The organism is Campylobacter sp. 110, from assembly GCF_002383965.1.
GTDB classification, from domain to species: Bacteria; Campylobacterota; Campylobacteria; order Campylobacterales; family Campylobacteraceae; genus Campylobacter_D; species Campylobacter_D coli.
This window is the reverse complement of the sequence record NZ_NXBD01000051.1, coordinates 19,164-36,273: the sequence shown is the minus strand read 5'-3', so window position 1 is coordinate 36,273 and position 17,110 is coordinate 19,164. Positions and strand designations below refer to the sequence as shown.

Genomic DNA, 17,110 nt, shown 5'->3' with positions numbered 1-17,110 from the left:
AAAAACTATTTTAAATTCAGCATAAAAACTAAAGTTTAAAGATATAATTGTATAAAATTAACACTAAAGAAGGATAAATAATGAAAGAAAAAACTGTTTTTGAACTCATTGTTGAAGGAAAAATTCCTTGCAATAAAGTACTTGAAAATAATGATTTTTTAGCTTTTCATGATATAGCTCCTAAGGCGCCCATTCATATACTTATTATCCCGAAAAAACATTTTAAAGATTTTCAAGAATTTGATCCTAAGCTTATGGAAAAAATGACAAGTTTTATACAAGAATTGGCTGTACTTTTAGGAGTGGATAAAAGTGGATATCGCTTGGTAACAAATTGTGGCATAAACAGCGGTCAAGAAGTTTTTCATCTACATTTTCATATGCTAGGCGGCTTTAGACTTCCTAAAGAAAAAGATGAGAATGAAAATCCTCAAGCTTTATTTTAATTTATGATAGTGTTTTTTACACTATCATAACAAAATGCTTATTTTGTTAAAGGAATAAGCAAACCTTCATATAATGAATTATAAATTTCATCACCGCATAGTTGCTTTGCAAGCTCTAATCCAAATAAAATAGCCGTTGCAGGACCTGCACTTGTAATAACATTTTTATTTACAACTACAGCTTTATTCACTCTATTTCCTTGAAGACCTGTTTCGCAACTTGGATAGCAAGTAAATTCACCCTCTAAAACTCCAGCAGCATTTAATACTATAGGAGAAGCACAAATTGCAGAAACAATCTTACCTTCACTGTGTAATTTTTTAATAATACTTAAAATTTCATTTGAATTTTTAAGATTATTCATACCATCAAAACCACCCGCTAAGGCTATTGCATCGAGATTTTTAGTATCTACAGCTTCTAAAGAACAATCCGCTTTTATGCTGATCCCATTTGCACCTTTTACTAAAAGTTCATTATCCAAAGAAGCGATAATAACTTCCAAATTCCCACTTAATTCCGCAGCTCTTTTTAATACATCTGCTATACCTATAAACTCAGCTTCTTCAAATCCTTGAGCCAAAGGAATCAATACTTTTTTACTCATTTTTTTCTCTCCTTATTTTTAAATTTTTCTTCCCGAATTTTAGCTTTTTCATTCATTTGATAATTAAATCCCACTATCAAAAATATCATAAAAAGCACAAAAGCTACGATTAAAATAAAATCTAAAACTATCATATCGCAAAACCTTTTTTAAAATTCTATCATATTATTACAAATATTTAAAGAAAAATCAAACGATAATTTTATAGAATTTAAGTTAAAAATTTTTGAATAAAGGTTAAGATTTGAATCAAAAAAATATAAGAATATTTGTATTTTTCGCCATCATTCTTTTTTGGGGATATTTTTCTTTTCCTATTGAAATTTTACAAATTAAAGAAGCGGATGGGGCTATAAATTACGGATATACTCCAAATGCGCAAGCTTACATAAAAAGTTATTTTATCACTCTTTTACTTACTGCTTGCTCGGCAATTATTGGTGTAGTTGTTGGTTTTAGTCTCGCTATCTTGCGCTTTTCTAAAATTAAAGTTTTAAATTTTATCATAGATGAATATATTGATATCATAAGAGGAACCCCTGTAATATTACAACTTATGATTTTTGCTTTTGTAATTTTTACTTTTATTGATAATCTTTATGCAGCAATGTTTGCCCTAGGGCTTAATAGCTCTGCTTATATAGCAGAAATCGTAAGAAGCGGGATTAATAGTGTCGATAAAGGACAAATGGAAGCAGCACGCGCTATGGGGCTTGATTATAAAACTTCAATGAAAGAAATTATATTGCCACAAGCGACCAAAAACATTTTACCCGCTTTGGCTAATGAATTTATTTCTTTGTTTAAAGAAACTTCCGTGGTTGGATTTATAAGCGTTATTGATATTACTATGCAAAGCCAAAGCCTTCAAGCGGTATTATACAATCCAAAACCTCTTATTTTTACAGGACTTGTGTATTATGTAAGTGTAAAAATTTTTAGTTATTTTGCTAAAAAACTTGAGTTAAGGATGAGCAAAAATGATTGAGATTAAAAATTTAAATAAAAAATATGGAAATTTAGAAGTTATTAAAAATATCAGCACCAAAATTTCCAAAGGCGATATTATATCCATCATAGGTCCAAGTGGGGGTGGAAAAAGTACTTTTTTGCGTTGTATTAACCGCTTAGAACTTGCAGACAGAGGAGAAATTCTTATCAAAGGACGCAATATCTTAGATGAACAAACTGATATCAATAAAATTCGTCAAAAAGTCAGTATGGTATTTCAACATTTTAATCTTTTTGCCAATAAAAATGTATTGCAAAACTTATGCTTAGCCCCAGTAAAAACAGGAATCTTAAGCGAAGATGAAGCTATAAATAAAGCTGAAATTTTACTTAAAAAAGTAGGATTATCTGATAAAAAAGAGGTAATGCCGCACAAACTTTCAGGCGGACAAAAGCAACGCATTGCCATAGCAAGAAGTTTGATGATGAATCCTGATGTAATTTTATTTGATGAGCCTACTTCAGCACTTGATCCTGAAATGATAGGAGAAGTTTTAAGTATCATGAAGGATTTGGCCGCTGAAGGGCTTACTATGATAGTAGTTACTCATGAAATGGGTTTTGCCAGAAATGTCGCTAATCGCATTTTTTTCATGGATAAAGGAGAACTTGCAGTGGATGCAAGCCCTAAAGAAGTATTTGAAAATCCAAAAAATGAAAGACTGAAAGAATTTTTAAATAAGGTTTTAAATCACTAATTCATAAGCCACTAAGGCTTATGAATTTTAATCCCAACATTCAGCGTTTTTAATTCCAAGTTTGCTAGCATTAAATTTAGGATCTATACCAGATTTTTGTTGCGTATTAAAATCTTTTAAAACTTTATTTACTATACCACCTAAAAGCAATAAAGATATAATATTTGTCGTTGCCATGAAAGCCATAGTCAAATCAGCCAAATTCCAAGCAAGTTTTAAATTCATTTGCGAGCCTATAAAAATCATAGCCACAGCTGTAATTCTAAACAAATTCATTACAAGTTTGGAATTTGTTAAATATTTAACATTAGCTTGAGCATAATAGTAATTCCCTATCAAAGAAGTGATAGCAAATAAAACAATAGCTATAGTGATAAAATGGACTCCAAAACCGCCATAATATTCACGCATTGCTTCTTGTACTAAAGGCATTGCGGTTAAAAGAGGTTTTCCATCGGCTCCAACATTAAAATATGCCATAGAAAAAAGAACCAAAAATCCTGAACTTGTACAAACAATAACATCAATCAAAACCGAAAACGCTTGTATAATACCTTGTTTTGCAGGGTGACTTGTAAGAGCAGCAGCAGCAGCATTTGGAGCAGAACCCATACCCGCCTCATTTGAAAAGAGTCCTCTTTTAATTCCTATAACCAAAGCAGAACCAGCAAATCCACCCAAAATCGCTTTAAAATCAAAAGCACTTTCAAATATAAGCACTATTACAGAAGGAATTTTTTCAAAATTAATCAAAACAGCTATAAAGGCAAGTAAGATATAAGCTAATGCCATAAAAGGAACGATTAAAGAGCTTACTTTACCTATTTTTGTATGATGTGAAAAAAACATCCAAATTCCAAAAAGGGTTAAAATAATACCAATAATCATAGGCCAAGAACTTGAAGCAAAATCTGTTGTAGCATTAGGATTAAACATATCATAATAAACTTTAAAAGCCGAAGTCATAGTTTGACTTTGAAGTCCGTTAAATCCATAAGCATAAGTAATAATAAGAATAAAAGCAAAAAAAGCTCCAAAAAAATGAGAACCTAAAGCTTTTTTTATATAATAAGCAGGACCACCTTTAAATCCTCCTGTATTATCTTTAGACTTGTAAATTTGTGCTAAAGTGCTTTCTGCAAAAGCTGAAGCGCCACCAAAAAACGCCATAAACCACATCCAAAATAAAGCACCCGCTCCTCCTGCAGCGATCGCGATAGAGATGCCTGCAATATTTCCTATACCTATCCTAGAAGCTGTTGATATCATCAAAGCTTGAAAAGGAGATATGTGCTCTTTGGTATGATTTTCATTTCTTTCAGTTAGAATTTTAAAAACGGATTTTAACATGCGAAATTGTACAAATCTAGTTAAGAAACTATAGTAAATTCCGCAGATTATAAGTAAAACTACCATTATAGTATCAGTATATGGCAGAACATATTCGAGAATTTTTAATATCTTTTCATCGAATGGAACTGAGGGGTTTAAAGTTAAATTTTGCTCACCCATATTTCTCCTTTAAAAAAGTAAAATTCGCTACAACTTTAGCATATTTTTTATGAAAAAATATTGATAATTTACAAAATATGTAAAAAAATATAAAGTTAAGTAAGATTATAAACTAAAACGATCAAAATTTTGACGCAAGGCTTCATAAGAAACAATGCCGACACTTGTGGCCAAATTTAAACTTCTACCACAAGCTTTCATAGGGATTGTAATGGCATTATCCCAGTTAAGCTGCATTAATTCCATCGGTAAACCATAGCTCTCGCTACCAAAAAATAAAAAATCATTTTCTTGAAATTTGGCTTGAAAATAAAATTTATTACTTTTTGTTGTCGCAAAGAAAAAACGATCTTTGTAAATGAGATTGTGTTCAAGAAAGATATCTAAACTTTCCCAAATTACAGGCTCAAGCTTTTCCCAATAATCAAGCCCTGCTCTACGCACTGCTTTTTGAGAAATATCAAAAACTATGGGTTTGATAATATGTAATTTAAAACCCGCATTAAAACACATTCTACCTATACTGCCAGTATTTTGAGGAATTCTAGGATGAACTAAAACAATATTAAACATATTTACACCAATACTCTTGGGATATCAGGATGGAGTTTTACTAAAATTTCATAATTGATAGTATTGAAAAAATCTGCCCAAACATCTGCATTATCAAACACACATATTTCCTTTCCAAAATCTTGACAAGAAAAACTATCCATTGAAATTTTACCTAAAATTTTTTGTTTATTGGCTAGCAATAAATCTCCCTTGCCATCATAACGAAACAAACCATCTGCATAACCCAAATCATAGGTAGCTATTTTGATTTTTTCTGTCGCACTAAAAGCTCCACCATAACCTACACTTTGACCTATTTGTAATTCTCTATGACTTAATCTATGAGCATATAAACTTAAAACTTTTTTTAGACTTTCATCACCATAACCAAATTGCGCTAAGCCTGTTCTACAAAGCTCATCTTCGGGTATTTTTACAGCTCTAAATAAAGCCGCGGAATTATGCGAGTGAAATATCAAATTTTTATAAATTTGTTTAGCAATATCTTTAGCTTTAGAAAATTTTTCCCTTTGAATAAAAAAACTTGCATCCATTTCATCTGCACCTGCAAAATGTGTAAATATACCCTCTAGCTTCAATGCAGAACATTTGATTTTTAACAAAGCTTCATTTAAATCCTCAACGCAAACTCCATTGCGATGCATTCCTGTGTCTATTTTAAGATGTATTCTTGTATCGTTTTGATAAGCATTGATTTTATCTATATCATTTAGAGCATAAATAAATTTAGAATTTTCTTTGCCATGTGGATGGTGAGAAAGAATTAAAATATTATCAAAAAAATCTTCGAGCTCATAAGCTTCTTTTTCATTTTTAACTGCTATAAAATTAACGCCCAAAGTCCTAGCAATCGGAGCTAAAATTTTTGCTCCATGTCCATAAGCATTATCTTTAAAAACACAAATCAATCTTGAAAAGCTACCTATTTTTTCAGCTATAATTTTTAAATTGCTTTCATAAGCTTTTTGATTGATTTTAATTAAAGACATTATTGTTCTGCTAAGATTTTCATTTTTCCCTTGCTATCAATTTTAACATATAAGATTTTATCCCCTTTAAATTGATAGTTTTTAGTATAATAATCCTCATAAAATGAAATTCTATACATAGTCTCATTTTCTACATTCGGATAAGGGCTGATATTTATATCTGAAAATTTAATCTTTTTGTCTTCTTTTCTAGAAAAAATAGACTTTTTCATAGAAGCAAATTGTTCAAATTTCATTTTATCAAAACGCTTAAATTGTTTCTCATCGTAGAAATTTAAATAAGTATTTATATCGCTATCTGTCCAAGCTAGCTTCCAAGCAAAAAGATCTGCAAGTAAAGCAGCTATATCTTCTTTTTTGGCTCTTACTTTTTCTTTTTCCTCTGTCATAGCAAATACTTTTTTATCTTGTACTACTTTTGCAAATTCTTCAAGATTTTCATTAAATAAGGCTATGCAACCACGCGTTTTAAATTCATCCAATCTTGTTCCATCTAAAGGATAGCCATGTATCCAAATCCCTCCGCCTGTTTTGCCTTGAACTTTATCAAGTAAATTAGGATAAGTTGTTGCAAATGCAAAAGGACCATAATAAGGATCCCCTGGATTAAATTTGCGTCCAAGTTCATAAAAGCCTACTGGAGTTTTTAAATCCCCCTCAACTTGTTTATCCCCCATAAGTCCTGTAATGATAGCTTTTTGTTCAAAGTCTTGTTTAATCTTCCCATCACTATAAGAATAAACACGGAGAATTTTATCTGTCTTATTTGTAAGCACAATAGCAACATCATCATCGTAATATCCTAAAGAGATATTTCTATCGCCTATTTCATCTAACCAAAAATCTTTATTTGTTAATTCTTTTTCAATTGCTACACCTACAGCATCTAAACCCTGATTTAAATAAATTTTTACCAAATCAGAAGCCCCAAGAGCTGAAATGCATATGAAGTAAAATGCTAAAATCTTTTTAAGCAATGCTTTTCCTTAAAACTGTATTTATAATATTTTTTGACAAAAACGTCTGTGATTATATTATTTTTTTTCTTAAAAAATATTAATTATATTAAATTTTATTATGCTATAATTGTAGAATATCCCAAATCACGAAAAAATCAATTTTAAAGGCATTGTTTTATTATCATGAAAAATTTTTTTATAGCAGCAATATTTCTGATTATATTTTCATTAACCTTTTATATTTTATATGATAAAAAAAAGATAATGTGTTTAAACTCAATACCTGCCTTCTATTAAAATGTGATTTAAATTCTCAAGATTGCACCTTTTTGTTTAAAGGAAAACAAATTTTGGTATCTGCTTATCCTAAACCTATAAAAATCTTTAAAAATACCGCCATTAAAGTAAGTAATTTTCCCTTTGATCCAAATTTAAAAATTAAAATTTATAGTTTAAACTCATATATAGGAAACATTATCCCACAATTTACAAACACAAAAGATTCAATTATTATAAATTTTACAGGAAAAAGCGTTACAGATGATTCTCGCTTTAGGGTTGAGTTTTTAAACAATGATAAACCCACAGGCTTTTTCTTTGATTTTGATGTTACTTTGCAAAAAATATACAATAGTGCAATCTTGCCTCAAAATTAAATTTAATAAAAAAATTCATTTTTTAAAAAAATAATTGATTATTTTCTTTTGTTTTGATATAATTAATAATTATTTAATACTAAAATAATAAGGATAAAATATGAAAAAAATTATCACTTTAAGCGCTTTGCTTGCATTAAGTCTTTATGCTAAAGATATAGAAATCAAAGATGCATTTATTAAACAAACTCCACCTAATGCTGTTAATAGTGCTATATTTCTTACCATTGTTAACAATACCGATAAGGACATCTCTTTAATAGATGCAAAAACTGATATCAATCAAGTGAGCGAATTACACACTCATGAACATAAACATGGTATGAAAGCTATGATACAAATTCCTGAGATACCTGTTAAAGCACATTCTAGTACCGAGTTAAAACCTGGAAGTTATCATATTATGCTTTTTAAGCTTAATCAAGCTATTGATGAAAATACTAAAGCAAATTTGACTTTAACTTTTGACAATAATCAAAGTTTAGAAGTTCGTGACATAGGATCAAAAAAGTTATAGATAATGAAAAAAATATTTTTTATTTTGGCCTCAGGCCTATCTCTTTTAATTCTTTATATCATATTTGATTTTTATGTTTTAAAAGATAGAACGACTTTAAGTCAAACTGATGTTTTATCACCTCTAAGCTGTGATTTAAATATCGAAAATTGCACTTATAGTTTTAAGGATAGAGAGGTTTTGATTTCTATGGATCCAAAACCTCTCCAATCCTTAGAAATCACCAATTTAAAAATTAAAAATTTAGGAAATTATAAAAATTTAAAAATTAAAATTTATGGCTTAAATATGTTTATGGGAGATATAATGCCTAGAGTTACTAAAATAAATGAAACAGATTATGAGTCAAGATTGGTTTTGGCTGCATGTGTTCTTGAAGTTATGCGTTTTAGAGCTGAAGTTTTTGAAGATGATAAACCTATAGGTTTTCATTTTGATTTTGATCTAAAAAGATGAAAAAGGTTTTTTTATTTGCAGTCGCCTTTGTTGCGATGGGTATACTAGCTTTTTGTTTGATAAATAAAAACCAATACGACTTTAATCTAAGATCTGCCTTTAAAGAGCAAACTACTTTAGAGGATTTTAAGGGCAAGAAACTTATAGTTTATTTTGGTTATACTTTTTGTCCTGATATTTGCCCCTCTACTCTCTCTTTAATCGGTAAAAATTTAAAAGCCCTTAAAGATCCAAAAGCTCATGTTCTTTTTATTTCTTTAGATATTTCTAGAGATGGTAATTTAACTTCAACTAACGAATGGTTAAGATATTTTTATCCCAATGCGGACGCTCTTATTGCAAAAAATGATAGCGTTTTAAAGAAAGTGGCTAAAAATTATGGAGTTCAATATCAAAAAATAGATATCAATGATTCTGTGATGAAATATTCCGTTGCGCATAGTAGCGAAATTTTTCTCATCGATGAAAACGGAAAGCTACAAAAGATCATTAGAGATTTGAATCCTGAAGAAGTTGCAAAAGAGCTTAAAAATTTTCTAAGCTCTAAATAAAATTTTTAAGCAAAAAGATCGGTTGAAAGATATCTTTCAGCTGTATCATTTAGCATAGTAAGAATTTTTTTATCTGGAAATTTTTTAGCCAAAACACTTGCTGCAAACACATTTGCACCACTTGAAATTCCTACCATAAGACCGTTTTTAGCGAGCTCTTTAGCTGTATTTATAGCATCTTCATTGCTAACTGTGATGATTTCATCTATAACATCTTTATTTAAGATAGCAGGGATAAAATTTGCACCTATACCTTGTATCTTATGACTTCCAGCTTCACCCTTACTAAGTAGCGGAGAGGCTAAAGGTTCTACAGCAACGACATGAATTTTTCCTAATTTTTCTTTTAAAATTTCACCAACTCCACTGATAGTTCCACCTGTTCCAAAACCCGCTACAAAAATATCAAGATCATTATCCAAATCTTTTAATATTTCTAAGGCAGTAGTTCTGCGGTGTGCATTTTTATTGGCCAAATTGTCAAACTGCGATGGCATAAAAGAATTTGGGGTATTTTTTAAAATTTCATTAGCTTTATCCACTGCACCTTTCATACCTAAACTTGCAGGAGTTAGTTCAAGTTGTGCTCCAAAAAGAGTTATCATTTTGCGTCTTTCTATACTCATAGATTCTGGCATAGTGGCAACAAATTGAAGTCCTAAATCTGCACAAATCATTGCTAATGCAATACCTGTATTTCCGCTTGTAGCTTCGACTATAACAGTCTTAGAATCGATTTTGCCCTCATCTAAAGCGCTTTGGATCATTGCAAAAGCTGCTCTATCTTTAATTGAATGGCTTGGATTTAAAAATTCGCATTTAGCAAAAAGATTTGCACCAAATTTCTCTAATTGTATTATAGGAGTATTGCCTATAAGTTCATTTACTTTTTTATAAACTCTCATAAAACCAACCTTTCAAAAATTTAGTTTCAAGTAAGTTTATAAAAATAAAGTAAATAAAGGATATAAATTGTCGGATTAATTTAAATTTTTTATTTAAGCAGGGCTAGAAAAATTTCTAGCCTTAATATTATTTTTTCTTTTTAGCTTTTGCAACAGCGTCTTTAAGGTTTTTACCCACTTTAAATTTAGCAACTCTTGTTGCAGGAACCTTAATGGTTTTACCAGTGCTTGGCACTCTTGCTTCTCTTGCGGCTCTTTCGGCTGTTGAGAAAGTACCAAAACCTATAAAGCTAACGCTATCACCTTTAGCCAATACATCAGTGATAGTAGAAATAACTGCATCAGTAGCAGCAGTAGCATCTTTTTTTGTTAGCCCAGCAGTTTGAGCAACTTGAGAAATGAAATCTGCTTTAGTCATAAAAGCTCCTTTGTTTTATATTGAAACGCCTAATTCTAGCATATTTAGAAAACAATATCAAGTAAAAACATGTTTTTTAGGATTTTTTTTGCATTTTATAGCGCTCAAATTCCCCACTATTGTCAATTTCATTGCCTATTTTTTCATATAGATCATAGTAGAATTGAACAAATTCTTTGCATTCTGGATAAAGAGGCATAAAAATATCGTTTTCTAAAGCACAAAAACGATTTAAAAATTCTTTAGCATCAAGCTTTAAAGCATAATGTTTAGCTAAATCATGATAATTTTTTAAAGTTGCATCTTTAAAATTTTCATAATATTCCAGATTAAAATTAACATTTAATCTATTGTTTTTAAATTTCAAAACTCCACTTTGAAATAATAGTGATAAATGAATAAGTCCTTCTGTATAATAAGGCTTAACCTCTTCAACTCTTTGCCAAGCTATCAAAGATACAGCTCTTTTAATAAGTTCATGAAAAACAGGTAATTTCAAATCCTCTTGTTCATGATAAAAGAAATTAACAAGTCCGCCACTTGTTGCCTTATATTCTTCGATATTTTTAAAAAAACCACTTTGATTCATAAGTTTTTCACTGTCTTTAGCGATAAAAAATATATGACCAAATTCATGTCCTATAGTAGAAACCTCATAAACTCTTTTCCAAATTTTTTCTTTGAAAAATAAAATATCTCTTCCATAATCCAAAAAATCTTTATTAAAAATTTCACTAGCAATTCTCATAAAAGGTTTTGTTTTAGCATTTTCATAGACAAAATTTAAAAAAGCAAAGATTTTTTTGCCTGCAATAGAACTTACAAATTCATCATTAGGAACAACTTGCGCAGAAAACAAACCCTTAAGCTCAGCTCCATAATAAATCATCGGTGCGCAAACATAAAGCTGTGTTTTATCAATATTATGCAAAGCTTCATTTTTAAGTTGCTCATCTTGAATTCCGATATTTTCATATACGCGCATAAAGCTTTGCTTGATATCTTTTGAAAATTTCAAGGCATCAAAATCACTCTCATCTTCTATTCTTATATCCCACTCTAAAGCTACAGCATGAGTGTAATTATCTTCATAGTATTCTAAAGGATGACCTACTTGTAATGGAGATTTGACTTTCATCCATGCAAATTCAGCCTCTTGCCACGCTCCTATAACCTTTTCTTCTTCCTTTTCACAAAAAGCTAGTTTTAGCTTTTGAAAATACTCTATATAAGCTAGCTCATCTTCATTTTTAGCTATTTGTTTTAATTTATCAATCATATCATCAAAAGCAAATTCAAGTTTTAAAATTTCATCTTCAAAAAATCTTGCATAAGGAACAAATTTCCACATATTTCCTATTCTTACCAAAACACCATAGCTTCTTTCGCAAATATCACCCTTTGGAGTTGTTTGATAGAGTTGATTTTTTCGTAAAAATTCCATCGCATCGTCTAAATTTGGAAATTGAGTTGCTAAAATTTTATTGTTTTTTTCTATAATCTCTTTAGTCCAAGAAACTTCAAAAGCATTGATAACTAAGCCTATATTATGCACTTCTTGGATAAGAACTTGATAAAAATCATTTACGATTTTTCTTTCTTTGATCTCATGGATTAGCTCTTGATGCTCTTTTTCATAAAATTTTCTTATCTCTTCATAGAATTTATGCTTAAGCTTGGTAATTTTTTCTTCTTTGAAATTATTTTTTTTCCACTCCTGTATCAAATTTTCCTCTTTAAGATCTACTAAGCGTCTTAATATAGCCAAAAGAGTTGTTTTATCTCTTTTCAACTCACTAAGAGTTAAAAGTCTCTCAAAATACTCGCCCCATTGCTCAGAATCTAAAAGATCATAAAAAAGATTGATATTTTCTTTACGATTTTTTACAAGTTTTGCTAATTCTTTGAAATTATTCATACTTTTATTCTCCTTTTTTAACTTTATTGAATTATAATTCATTTTTTAAAATAAGGAGTAAAAAATGAGAGATATGGGAGAACCAAAATTAAAAATTGTTGCAATGCCAAGTGATACCAATCCCGCAGGTAATATTTTTGGTGGATGGATACTTTCACAAATTGATTTAGCAGGCGCAATAGCAGCCAGAGAACTTTCTCCTGAACGCGTCGTAACTATATCTATGGATAAGGTAGTTTTTAAAGAGCCTGTTTTTATAGGTGATATAATTTCTTGCTATTCTAAGATTGTTAGCGTAGGAAAGACTTCTATAGGTGTAGAAGTAGAAGTTAGTGCTCAAAGAGTGGATTCACAAGGCTGTACTTCTTGCATAAACGTAACCTCTGCCTTAGTTACTTATGTTAGCGTTACAAGAGAAGGAAAGAAAAAGCCTATTAGTGAAGAATTAAAGAAAATTCATGGATTTGCAAATACTTAAAGCTTAATTTTTTGTATGATAAAAACTTTATCCTTTTAAGCTTATCAGCATTTATTTAAACCGCCGCTGTTATATTTTTTATCTAAACATTCCTTGAAAAATTCTCCTCTAGTTTTTGGGGTTTTTTCAGGATGTTTGTGTTTCATGTGTTCTAAATACTTATCATAACTCGAAAGTCCCACTAAGGGATGAAAAAACCTTTCGGTTTTTTCATAGTAGTGTTTAAACTTTTTGAAATTCATCAAGTTTAATATATTTGGTTTCTTTTAGTGGAATTTTAATCTTACCTAGGCAAATTCCTATGCAAGAGAGTATGACAAGCAATGTGGCCAACATGAAAAACACACAAAGAATGGCATTGATTAAATTTCCGATCTTACTTTGAGTAGCTACAGAAATTTCTTTTTCAATTGCTGCAATTTCATTTTCATCTTTGGCATTGTTTAATTTCAATTCTAAATCTTTAATTTTTTGACTTTGTATAGTAACTGCTGCCACATGGCTTACAGCATTTCCTACTTTATTTCCTTCTTCGTAAGGCATAACTTTTTGTATTCCTCCATATAGGGTTGCTACCAAAACAAATGTAGCAGGAATTAAAGTTACCCAAGTGTATTTTGCCTTGCCCATTTTTACAAGTATGGTTGTAGCAAGAAGTAAAGCCATACCTGCAAGCATTTGATTGCTTACACCAAAGAGAGGCCAAAGGGTATAAATACCGCCTTTGGGATCAATCGCACCCTGATAAAGAAAATATCCCCATCCTGCAACACTCAATGCAGTTGCTAAAAGTCCAGCTGGATAATTATGAATATTTCCCAAAGGTTTATAGACATTACCTAAGATATCTTGCACCATAAAACGGCAAGCTCTAGTTCCAGCATCCACAGCTGTTAAGATAAATAAAGCTTCAAACAATATAGCAAAATGATACCAAAAAGCCATTAGATCAATACCACCAAAAAGCTCATGTAAAATTAAAGCTACACCTATAGCAAAAGTTGGAGCCCCGCCTGTTCTAGAAAGTATAGTGTATTCTCCTATATTTGCAGTTAAAGTAGAAATTTCTTCAGGAGTGATACTAAATCCCCAACTTGAAATAGCTTGTGCCGCACTTGCAACATCAGATCCTATTAAAGCAGAACTTGAATTTATAGCAAAATAAAGTCCAGGATGTAAAATACAAGCACAAATTAAAGCCATAATTGCTACAGCACTTTCTGCAAGCATAGAGCCATATCCAACAGGCAAAGCATGAGTTTCATTTTCAAGCATTTTTGGAGTAGTTCCACTTGAAATAAGAGCATGAAAACCACTAATAGCACCACAAGCAATGGTTATAAACAAAAATGGAAAAATAGCACCCGCAAATACAGGACCTGTTCCATCAAAATACTGAGCATTGGTTTTTGGCATTTGCAAATCAGGTGCAACGATAATAATAGCTACAGCCATTACAACAATAACACCAATCTTTAAGAAAGTAGAAAGATAATCTCTTGGAGCCAATAAAAACCATACAGGTAAAACAGCTGCGATAAAGCCATAAGCCATCATAATAATTGCCAAAGTTGGAGCTTCTAATGTGAATATTTTCGCCCAATAAGGATCAGAAGCTATAACACTACCATAATGAATTGCTAAGATTAAAAGCACAAAACCTATAATCGAAGCCTCACCTACTCTACCTGGGCGAATAAAGCGCATATATACTCCCATAAAAATTGCTATAGGAATAGTCATTGCAATGGTAAATAATCCCCAAGGTGACTCTGCGAGAGCTTTTACAACTACCATAGCTAAAATAGCGATGATAATAAGCATGATACCAAAAATTGCTACCATTGCAACACCACCGGTAAATTTACCCATTTCATCTTTGATAATTTCGCCTAAACTTCTACCTCTTCTACGAGTGGATATAAAAAGCACAACAAAGTCATGAACCGCACCTGCTAAAACACCTCCCACTAAAATCCAAAGCATAGAAGGTAAATATCCCATCTGAGCAGCCAAAATAGGACCCACTAAAGGACCAGCACCTGCAATAGCAGCAAAATGATGTCCAAATAAAACTGTTCTATTTGTAGGAACAAAATCGCGTCCATCATTTTCTAAAACTGCAGGTGTAGCACGATTTTTGTCAAGTTCTAAAACCTTATACGCTACAAAGCGTCCATAAAATCTATATCCTATCATATAGATACACACAGCAGCAACTACTAGATAAATTGCTGATACACTCTCGCCATTTTGTAAAGCTAAATGAGCAAAACAAATAGCACCTAAAGCTGCGACAAACAACCATAAAATTTTAGTTCCAAAACGAGCCATAGTTCTCCTAAAATAATAAAAATATTTCAAAGGATACCAAATTTATAAATAAATTTAATAAAATGTTTGTTTAGTTTTTTTACATCGTATAAAAAAATATTCTTTTTGTTTCTTTAAGTGACATTTTCAAAAAAAATAAACATGCAATCTTGTATTATTTTTTATGACTATTTTTAAGACAAGTTTTATTAAAGTTAAAAATATTTATAGAATATTGCTTTATTTTGTTAAAAGTTTGCTTTTATTTTTTAAGCCGTTATTATATTTAAAGATACACTATCAAATATTTTTTGTCATTAGTAAAAGTCAAAAAAATCATAGAACTATCAAAGAGATAGTTCTGATTTATTTTATATTAATATAAGATATTTAAAAAAAATATAGAAAATTAAATAAAAAGAGAATTTACACTTTCATTGTGATAAACGCGGCGTATTACTTCAGCAAATACAGGAGCTACGCTTAAAACTTTTATATTAGGCAATTGCTCTCTTAAAGGAATGGTATCAGTAACTACAAGCTCATCGAGCGCCTCTGAAGCAATTCTTTCATAAGCTTTACCACTTAAAACCGCGTGAGTACAACAAGCCATAACGGATTTTGCACCTTTGTTTTTTAAAGCTTCAGCAGCCTTTACAATAGTACCTGCAGTATCAATAATATCATCGACTAAAATCACCTCTTTATCTTTAACATCTCCGATAATATTCATAACTTCGCTCTCATTAGCTTTTTCGCGTCTTTTATCTACTATCACTATATCAAGTCCTAAATTTTTAGCCACACTTCTAGCTCTTGCTACACCCCCTATATCAGGACTTCCAACAATTGCATTTTTAAAATGCTTGGTTTTGATATAATCATTAAATACTATACTTCCATAAAGATTATCAACAGGTATATCAAAAAAACCTTGAATTTGCCCCGCGTGTAGATCGATAGTAGCCACACGATCAATCCCTGCTGTTTCGATTAAATTGGCAACAAGTTTAGCAGTAATAGGTACCCTTGGATTTGCTTTTCTATCTTGTCTTGCATAACCAAAATAAGGAATAATAGCTGTAATAGAATTTGCACTTGAGCGTCGCAAAGCATCTGTTAAGATTAAAAGCTCCATTAAATTATCATTGGTAGGTACACAGGTGCTTTGGATAATGAAAACATCTTTACCACGTACGCTTTCATCAATTTGAACGCTAATTTCTCCATCGCTAAAACGCTTTACTCCAGCATCACTTAAAGGCAAAGAAAGATATTTAGAAATCTGTTTTGCAAATTCTACATTAGCCGAACCTGAAAAAATTTTATAACCGCGCATAAAAGACCTTTTACTAAATAATATTAAAATAAGATTTTAATAAAATAAAATTTAAAAAATGCTGTAAATTCCATTCTCTTTTAATTAAAATACATATTTTCTAAGAAACATAAGCGGTTTTTTTAGCATAATATCTTACAAGCATGGATAATGAAAAGCATATAGCAAAATAAATCACAGCAACAAAACCTATAGTAGCTAAAATTTCATCAAAACTCGTAAGTCTAGCCAAAATATTTTTAGAATTATAAGTCAGTTCTGCTATTTGTAAACCCGCCAAATAAGCCGTATCTTTTACAGTGGTAACAATTTGAGAAAGTAAAGACGGAACAACTTTTCTAAACGTTTGAGGTAAGATAATATAAAAAAGAGTAAAAAATTTACTAAATCCTTGAGAATAAGCTGCTTCAAATTGTCCTTTTGGAATAGAATTTAAACCACCACGTATAATCTCAGCCATAACTGAACTTGTGTATAGCGAAAATCCTATAGTTCCCCAAAAAGCTTGTGGCATTTGTGGAAAAAATGATGGCAAAACAAAACAAGCAGCAAGCATCCATAAAAGCAATGGAGTATTTCTAAATATATCAATGTAACAAGTTGCTAATAACCTGCTGAATCTATCTCCATAATTTTTAGTAATAGCTAAAAAAGTTCCAAAAATGATAGATATAATACAAGTCGCCAAGGCAATTTTAAGGGTAAGGACTAGACCTTGCATTAAAAATTCAATATTTTGAGCATTAAAAACATTTTCCAT

Annotated in this window: 21 protein-coding genes; 8 read left to right on the top strand and 13 right to left on the bottom strand. The window is 30.6% G+C overall.

Translation table 11 applies throughout. The features are described from left to right. Positions 1–80 precede the first annotated feature (80 nt). A complete protein-coding gene (locus BGS43_RS07975; RefSeq protein ID WP_002826169.1) occupies positions 81–446 on the top strand; it encodes a histidine triad nucleotide-binding protein in 366 nt (121 codons plus the stop codon). Positions 447–484: 38 nt separating this feature from the next. Here BGS43_RS07975 and BGS43_RS07970 read toward each other — a convergent pair whose 3' ends face one another. Further along, positions 485–1,054: a DJ-1 family glyoxalase III gene (locus tag BGS43_RS07970; RefSeq protein ID WP_002776988.1), complete on the bottom strand. Its 570-nt coding sequence runs from the start codon at positions 1,052–1,054 to the stop codon at positions 485–487. Beyond that, complete coding sequence (locus tag BGS43_RS09890) at positions 1,051–1,188, bottom strand: hypothetical protein (RefSeq protein WP_002776989.1); 138 nt, start codon at positions 1,186–1,188, stop codon at positions 1,051–1,053. Before BGS43_RS09890 ends, BGS43_RS07970 begins: the two co-directional genes overlap by 4 nt. A 110-nt stretch (positions 1,189–1,298) precedes the next feature. Here BGS43_RS09890 and BGS43_RS07960 point away from each other — a divergent pair, with 110 nt between their 5' ends. Beyond that, positions 1,299–2,042 carry an amino acid ABC transporter permease gene (locus BGS43_RS07960; RefSeq protein WP_002826170.1) on the top strand — a complete coding sequence of 248 codons (744 nt, stop codon included), beginning with the start codon at positions 1,299–1,301 and terminating at the stop codon, positions 2,040–2,042. Then, positions 2,035–2,763 (top strand): amino acid ABC transporter ATP-binding protein, encoded by a 729-nt coding sequence (locus BGS43_RS07955; protein ID WP_002826171.1) that lies wholly within the window; start codon positions 2,035–2,037, stop codon positions 2,761–2,763. The genes BGS43_RS07960 and BGS43_RS07955 overlap by 8 nt, the downstream gene beginning before the upstream one ends. Positions 2,764–2,790: 27 nt before the next feature. Here BGS43_RS07955 and BGS43_RS07950 read toward each other — a convergent pair whose 3' ends face one another. The 4 genes from BGS43_RS07950 to BGS43_RS07935 all read right to left on the bottom strand — a co-directional run bounded on the left by BGS43_RS07950 (position 2,791) and on the right by BGS43_RS07935 (position 6,817). Then, positions 2,791–4,179, bottom strand: coding sequence for an alanine/glycine:cation symporter family protein (locus BGS43_RS07950; RefSeq protein WP_257841458.1), 1,389 nt, complete (start codon positions 4,177–4,179; stop codon positions 2,791–2,793). A 201-nt stretch (positions 4,180–4,380) separates the two neighbouring features. Then, complete coding sequence (locus BGS43_RS07945) at positions 4,381–4,848, bottom strand: tRNA (cytidine(34)-2'-O)-methyltransferase (protein WP_025398957.1); 468 nt, start codon at positions 4,846–4,848, stop codon at positions 4,381–4,383. 2 nt (positions 4,849–4,850) lie between these two features. Then, the gene (locus BGS43_RS07940; protein ID WP_002826174.1) at positions 4,851–5,840 is read right to left on the bottom strand and encodes an alanine racemase; all 990 of its coding nucleotides are present in this window, start codon (positions 5,838–5,840) and stop codon (positions 4,851–4,853) included. Then, positions 5,840–6,817: a L,D-transpeptidase family protein gene (locus BGS43_RS07935; protein ID WP_002779591.1), complete on the bottom strand. Its 978-nt coding sequence runs from the start codon at positions 6,815–6,817 to the stop codon at positions 5,840–5,842. The genes BGS43_RS07940 and BGS43_RS07935 overlap by 1 nt, the downstream gene beginning before the upstream one ends. Before the next feature lie 332 nt (positions 6,818–7,149). Here BGS43_RS07935 and BGS43_RS07930 point away from each other — a divergent pair, with 332 nt between their 5' ends. From BGS43_RS07930 to BGS43_RS07915, 4 genes are all read left to right on the top strand, one after another. Beyond that, entirely contained in the window at positions 7,150–7,455 is a 306-nt protein-coding gene (locus BGS43_RS07930) for a hypothetical protein (protein WP_031269383.1), read from the top strand. A gap of 100 nt (positions 7,456–7,555) precedes the next feature. Next, a complete protein-coding gene (locus BGS43_RS07925) occupies positions 7,556–7,972 on the top strand; it encodes a copper chaperone PCu(A)C (RefSeq protein ID WP_002779593.1) in 417 nt (138 codons plus the stop codon). Between the two features lie 3 nt (positions 7,973–7,975). Next, the gene (locus BGS43_RS07920; RefSeq protein ID WP_002826175.1) at positions 7,976–8,428 is read left to right on the top strand and encodes a hypothetical protein; all 453 of its coding nucleotides are present in this window, start codon (positions 7,976–7,978) and stop codon (positions 8,426–8,428) included. Further along, entirely contained in the window at positions 8,425–8,979 is a 555-nt protein-coding gene (locus tag BGS43_RS07915; RefSeq protein WP_002779595.1) for an SCO family protein, read from the top strand. The genes BGS43_RS07920 and BGS43_RS07915 overlap by 4 nt, the downstream gene beginning before the upstream one ends. A 5-nt stretch (positions 8,980–8,984) precedes the next feature. Here BGS43_RS07915 and cysK read toward each other — a convergent pair whose 3' ends face one another. From cysK to ciaB, 3 genes are all read right to left on the bottom strand, one after another. Next, a complete protein-coding gene (cysK, locus tag BGS43_RS07910) occupies positions 8,985–9,884 on the bottom strand; it encodes a cysteine synthase A (protein ID WP_002794491.1) in 900 nt (299 codons plus the stop codon). Positions 9,885–10,011: 127 nt separating this feature from the next. Then, positions 10,012–10,302 (bottom strand): HU family DNA-binding protein, encoded by a 291-nt coding sequence (locus BGS43_RS07905; RefSeq protein WP_002779597.1) that lies wholly within the window; start codon positions 10,300–10,302, stop codon positions 10,012–10,014. Positions 10,303–10,378: 76 nt separating this feature from the next. Continuing rightward, positions 10,379–12,220: an invasion protein CiaB gene (ciaB, locus tag BGS43_RS07900; RefSeq protein WP_096569367.1), complete on the bottom strand. Its 1,842-nt coding sequence runs from the start codon at positions 12,218–12,220 to the stop codon at positions 10,379–10,381. Between the two features lie 64 nt (positions 12,221–12,284). Between ciaB and BGS43_RS07895 the strand changes: the two genes are divergently transcribed. Next, the gene (locus BGS43_RS07895) at positions 12,285–12,698 is read left to right on the top strand and encodes an acyl-CoA thioesterase (protein ID WP_002794495.1); all 414 of its coding nucleotides are present in this window, start codon (positions 12,285–12,287) and stop codon (positions 12,696–12,698) included. Between the two features lie 44 nt (positions 12,699–12,742). Here BGS43_RS07895 and kcuS read toward each other — a convergent pair whose 3' ends face one another. The 4 genes from kcuS to BGS43_RS07875 form a co-directional block, all read right to left on the bottom strand. Then, positions 12,743–12,940 (bottom strand): KCU-star family selenoprotein, encoded by a 198-nt coding sequence (kcuS, locus tag BGS43_RS07890; RefSeq protein ID WP_057032653.1) that lies wholly within the window; start codon positions 12,938–12,940, stop codon positions 12,743–12,745. Continuing rightward, positions 12,921–15,032: a carbon starvation CstA family protein gene (locus BGS43_RS07885; RefSeq protein WP_096569364.1), complete on the bottom strand. Its 2,112-nt coding sequence runs from the start codon at positions 15,030–15,032 to the stop codon at positions 12,921–12,923. The genes kcuS and BGS43_RS07885 overlap by 20 nt, the downstream gene beginning before the upstream one ends. Positions 15,033–15,420: 388 nt before the next feature. Then, positions 15,421–16,350: a ribose-phosphate pyrophosphokinase gene (locus tag BGS43_RS07880; protein ID WP_057032655.1), complete on the bottom strand. Its 930-nt coding sequence runs from the start codon at positions 16,348–16,350 to the stop codon at positions 15,421–15,423. A 100-nt stretch (positions 16,351–16,450) separates the two neighbouring features. Then, a complete protein-coding gene (locus BGS43_RS07875) occupies positions 16,451–17,110 on the bottom strand; it encodes an amino acid ABC transporter permease (RefSeq protein WP_002779603.1) in 660 nt (219 codons plus the stop codon).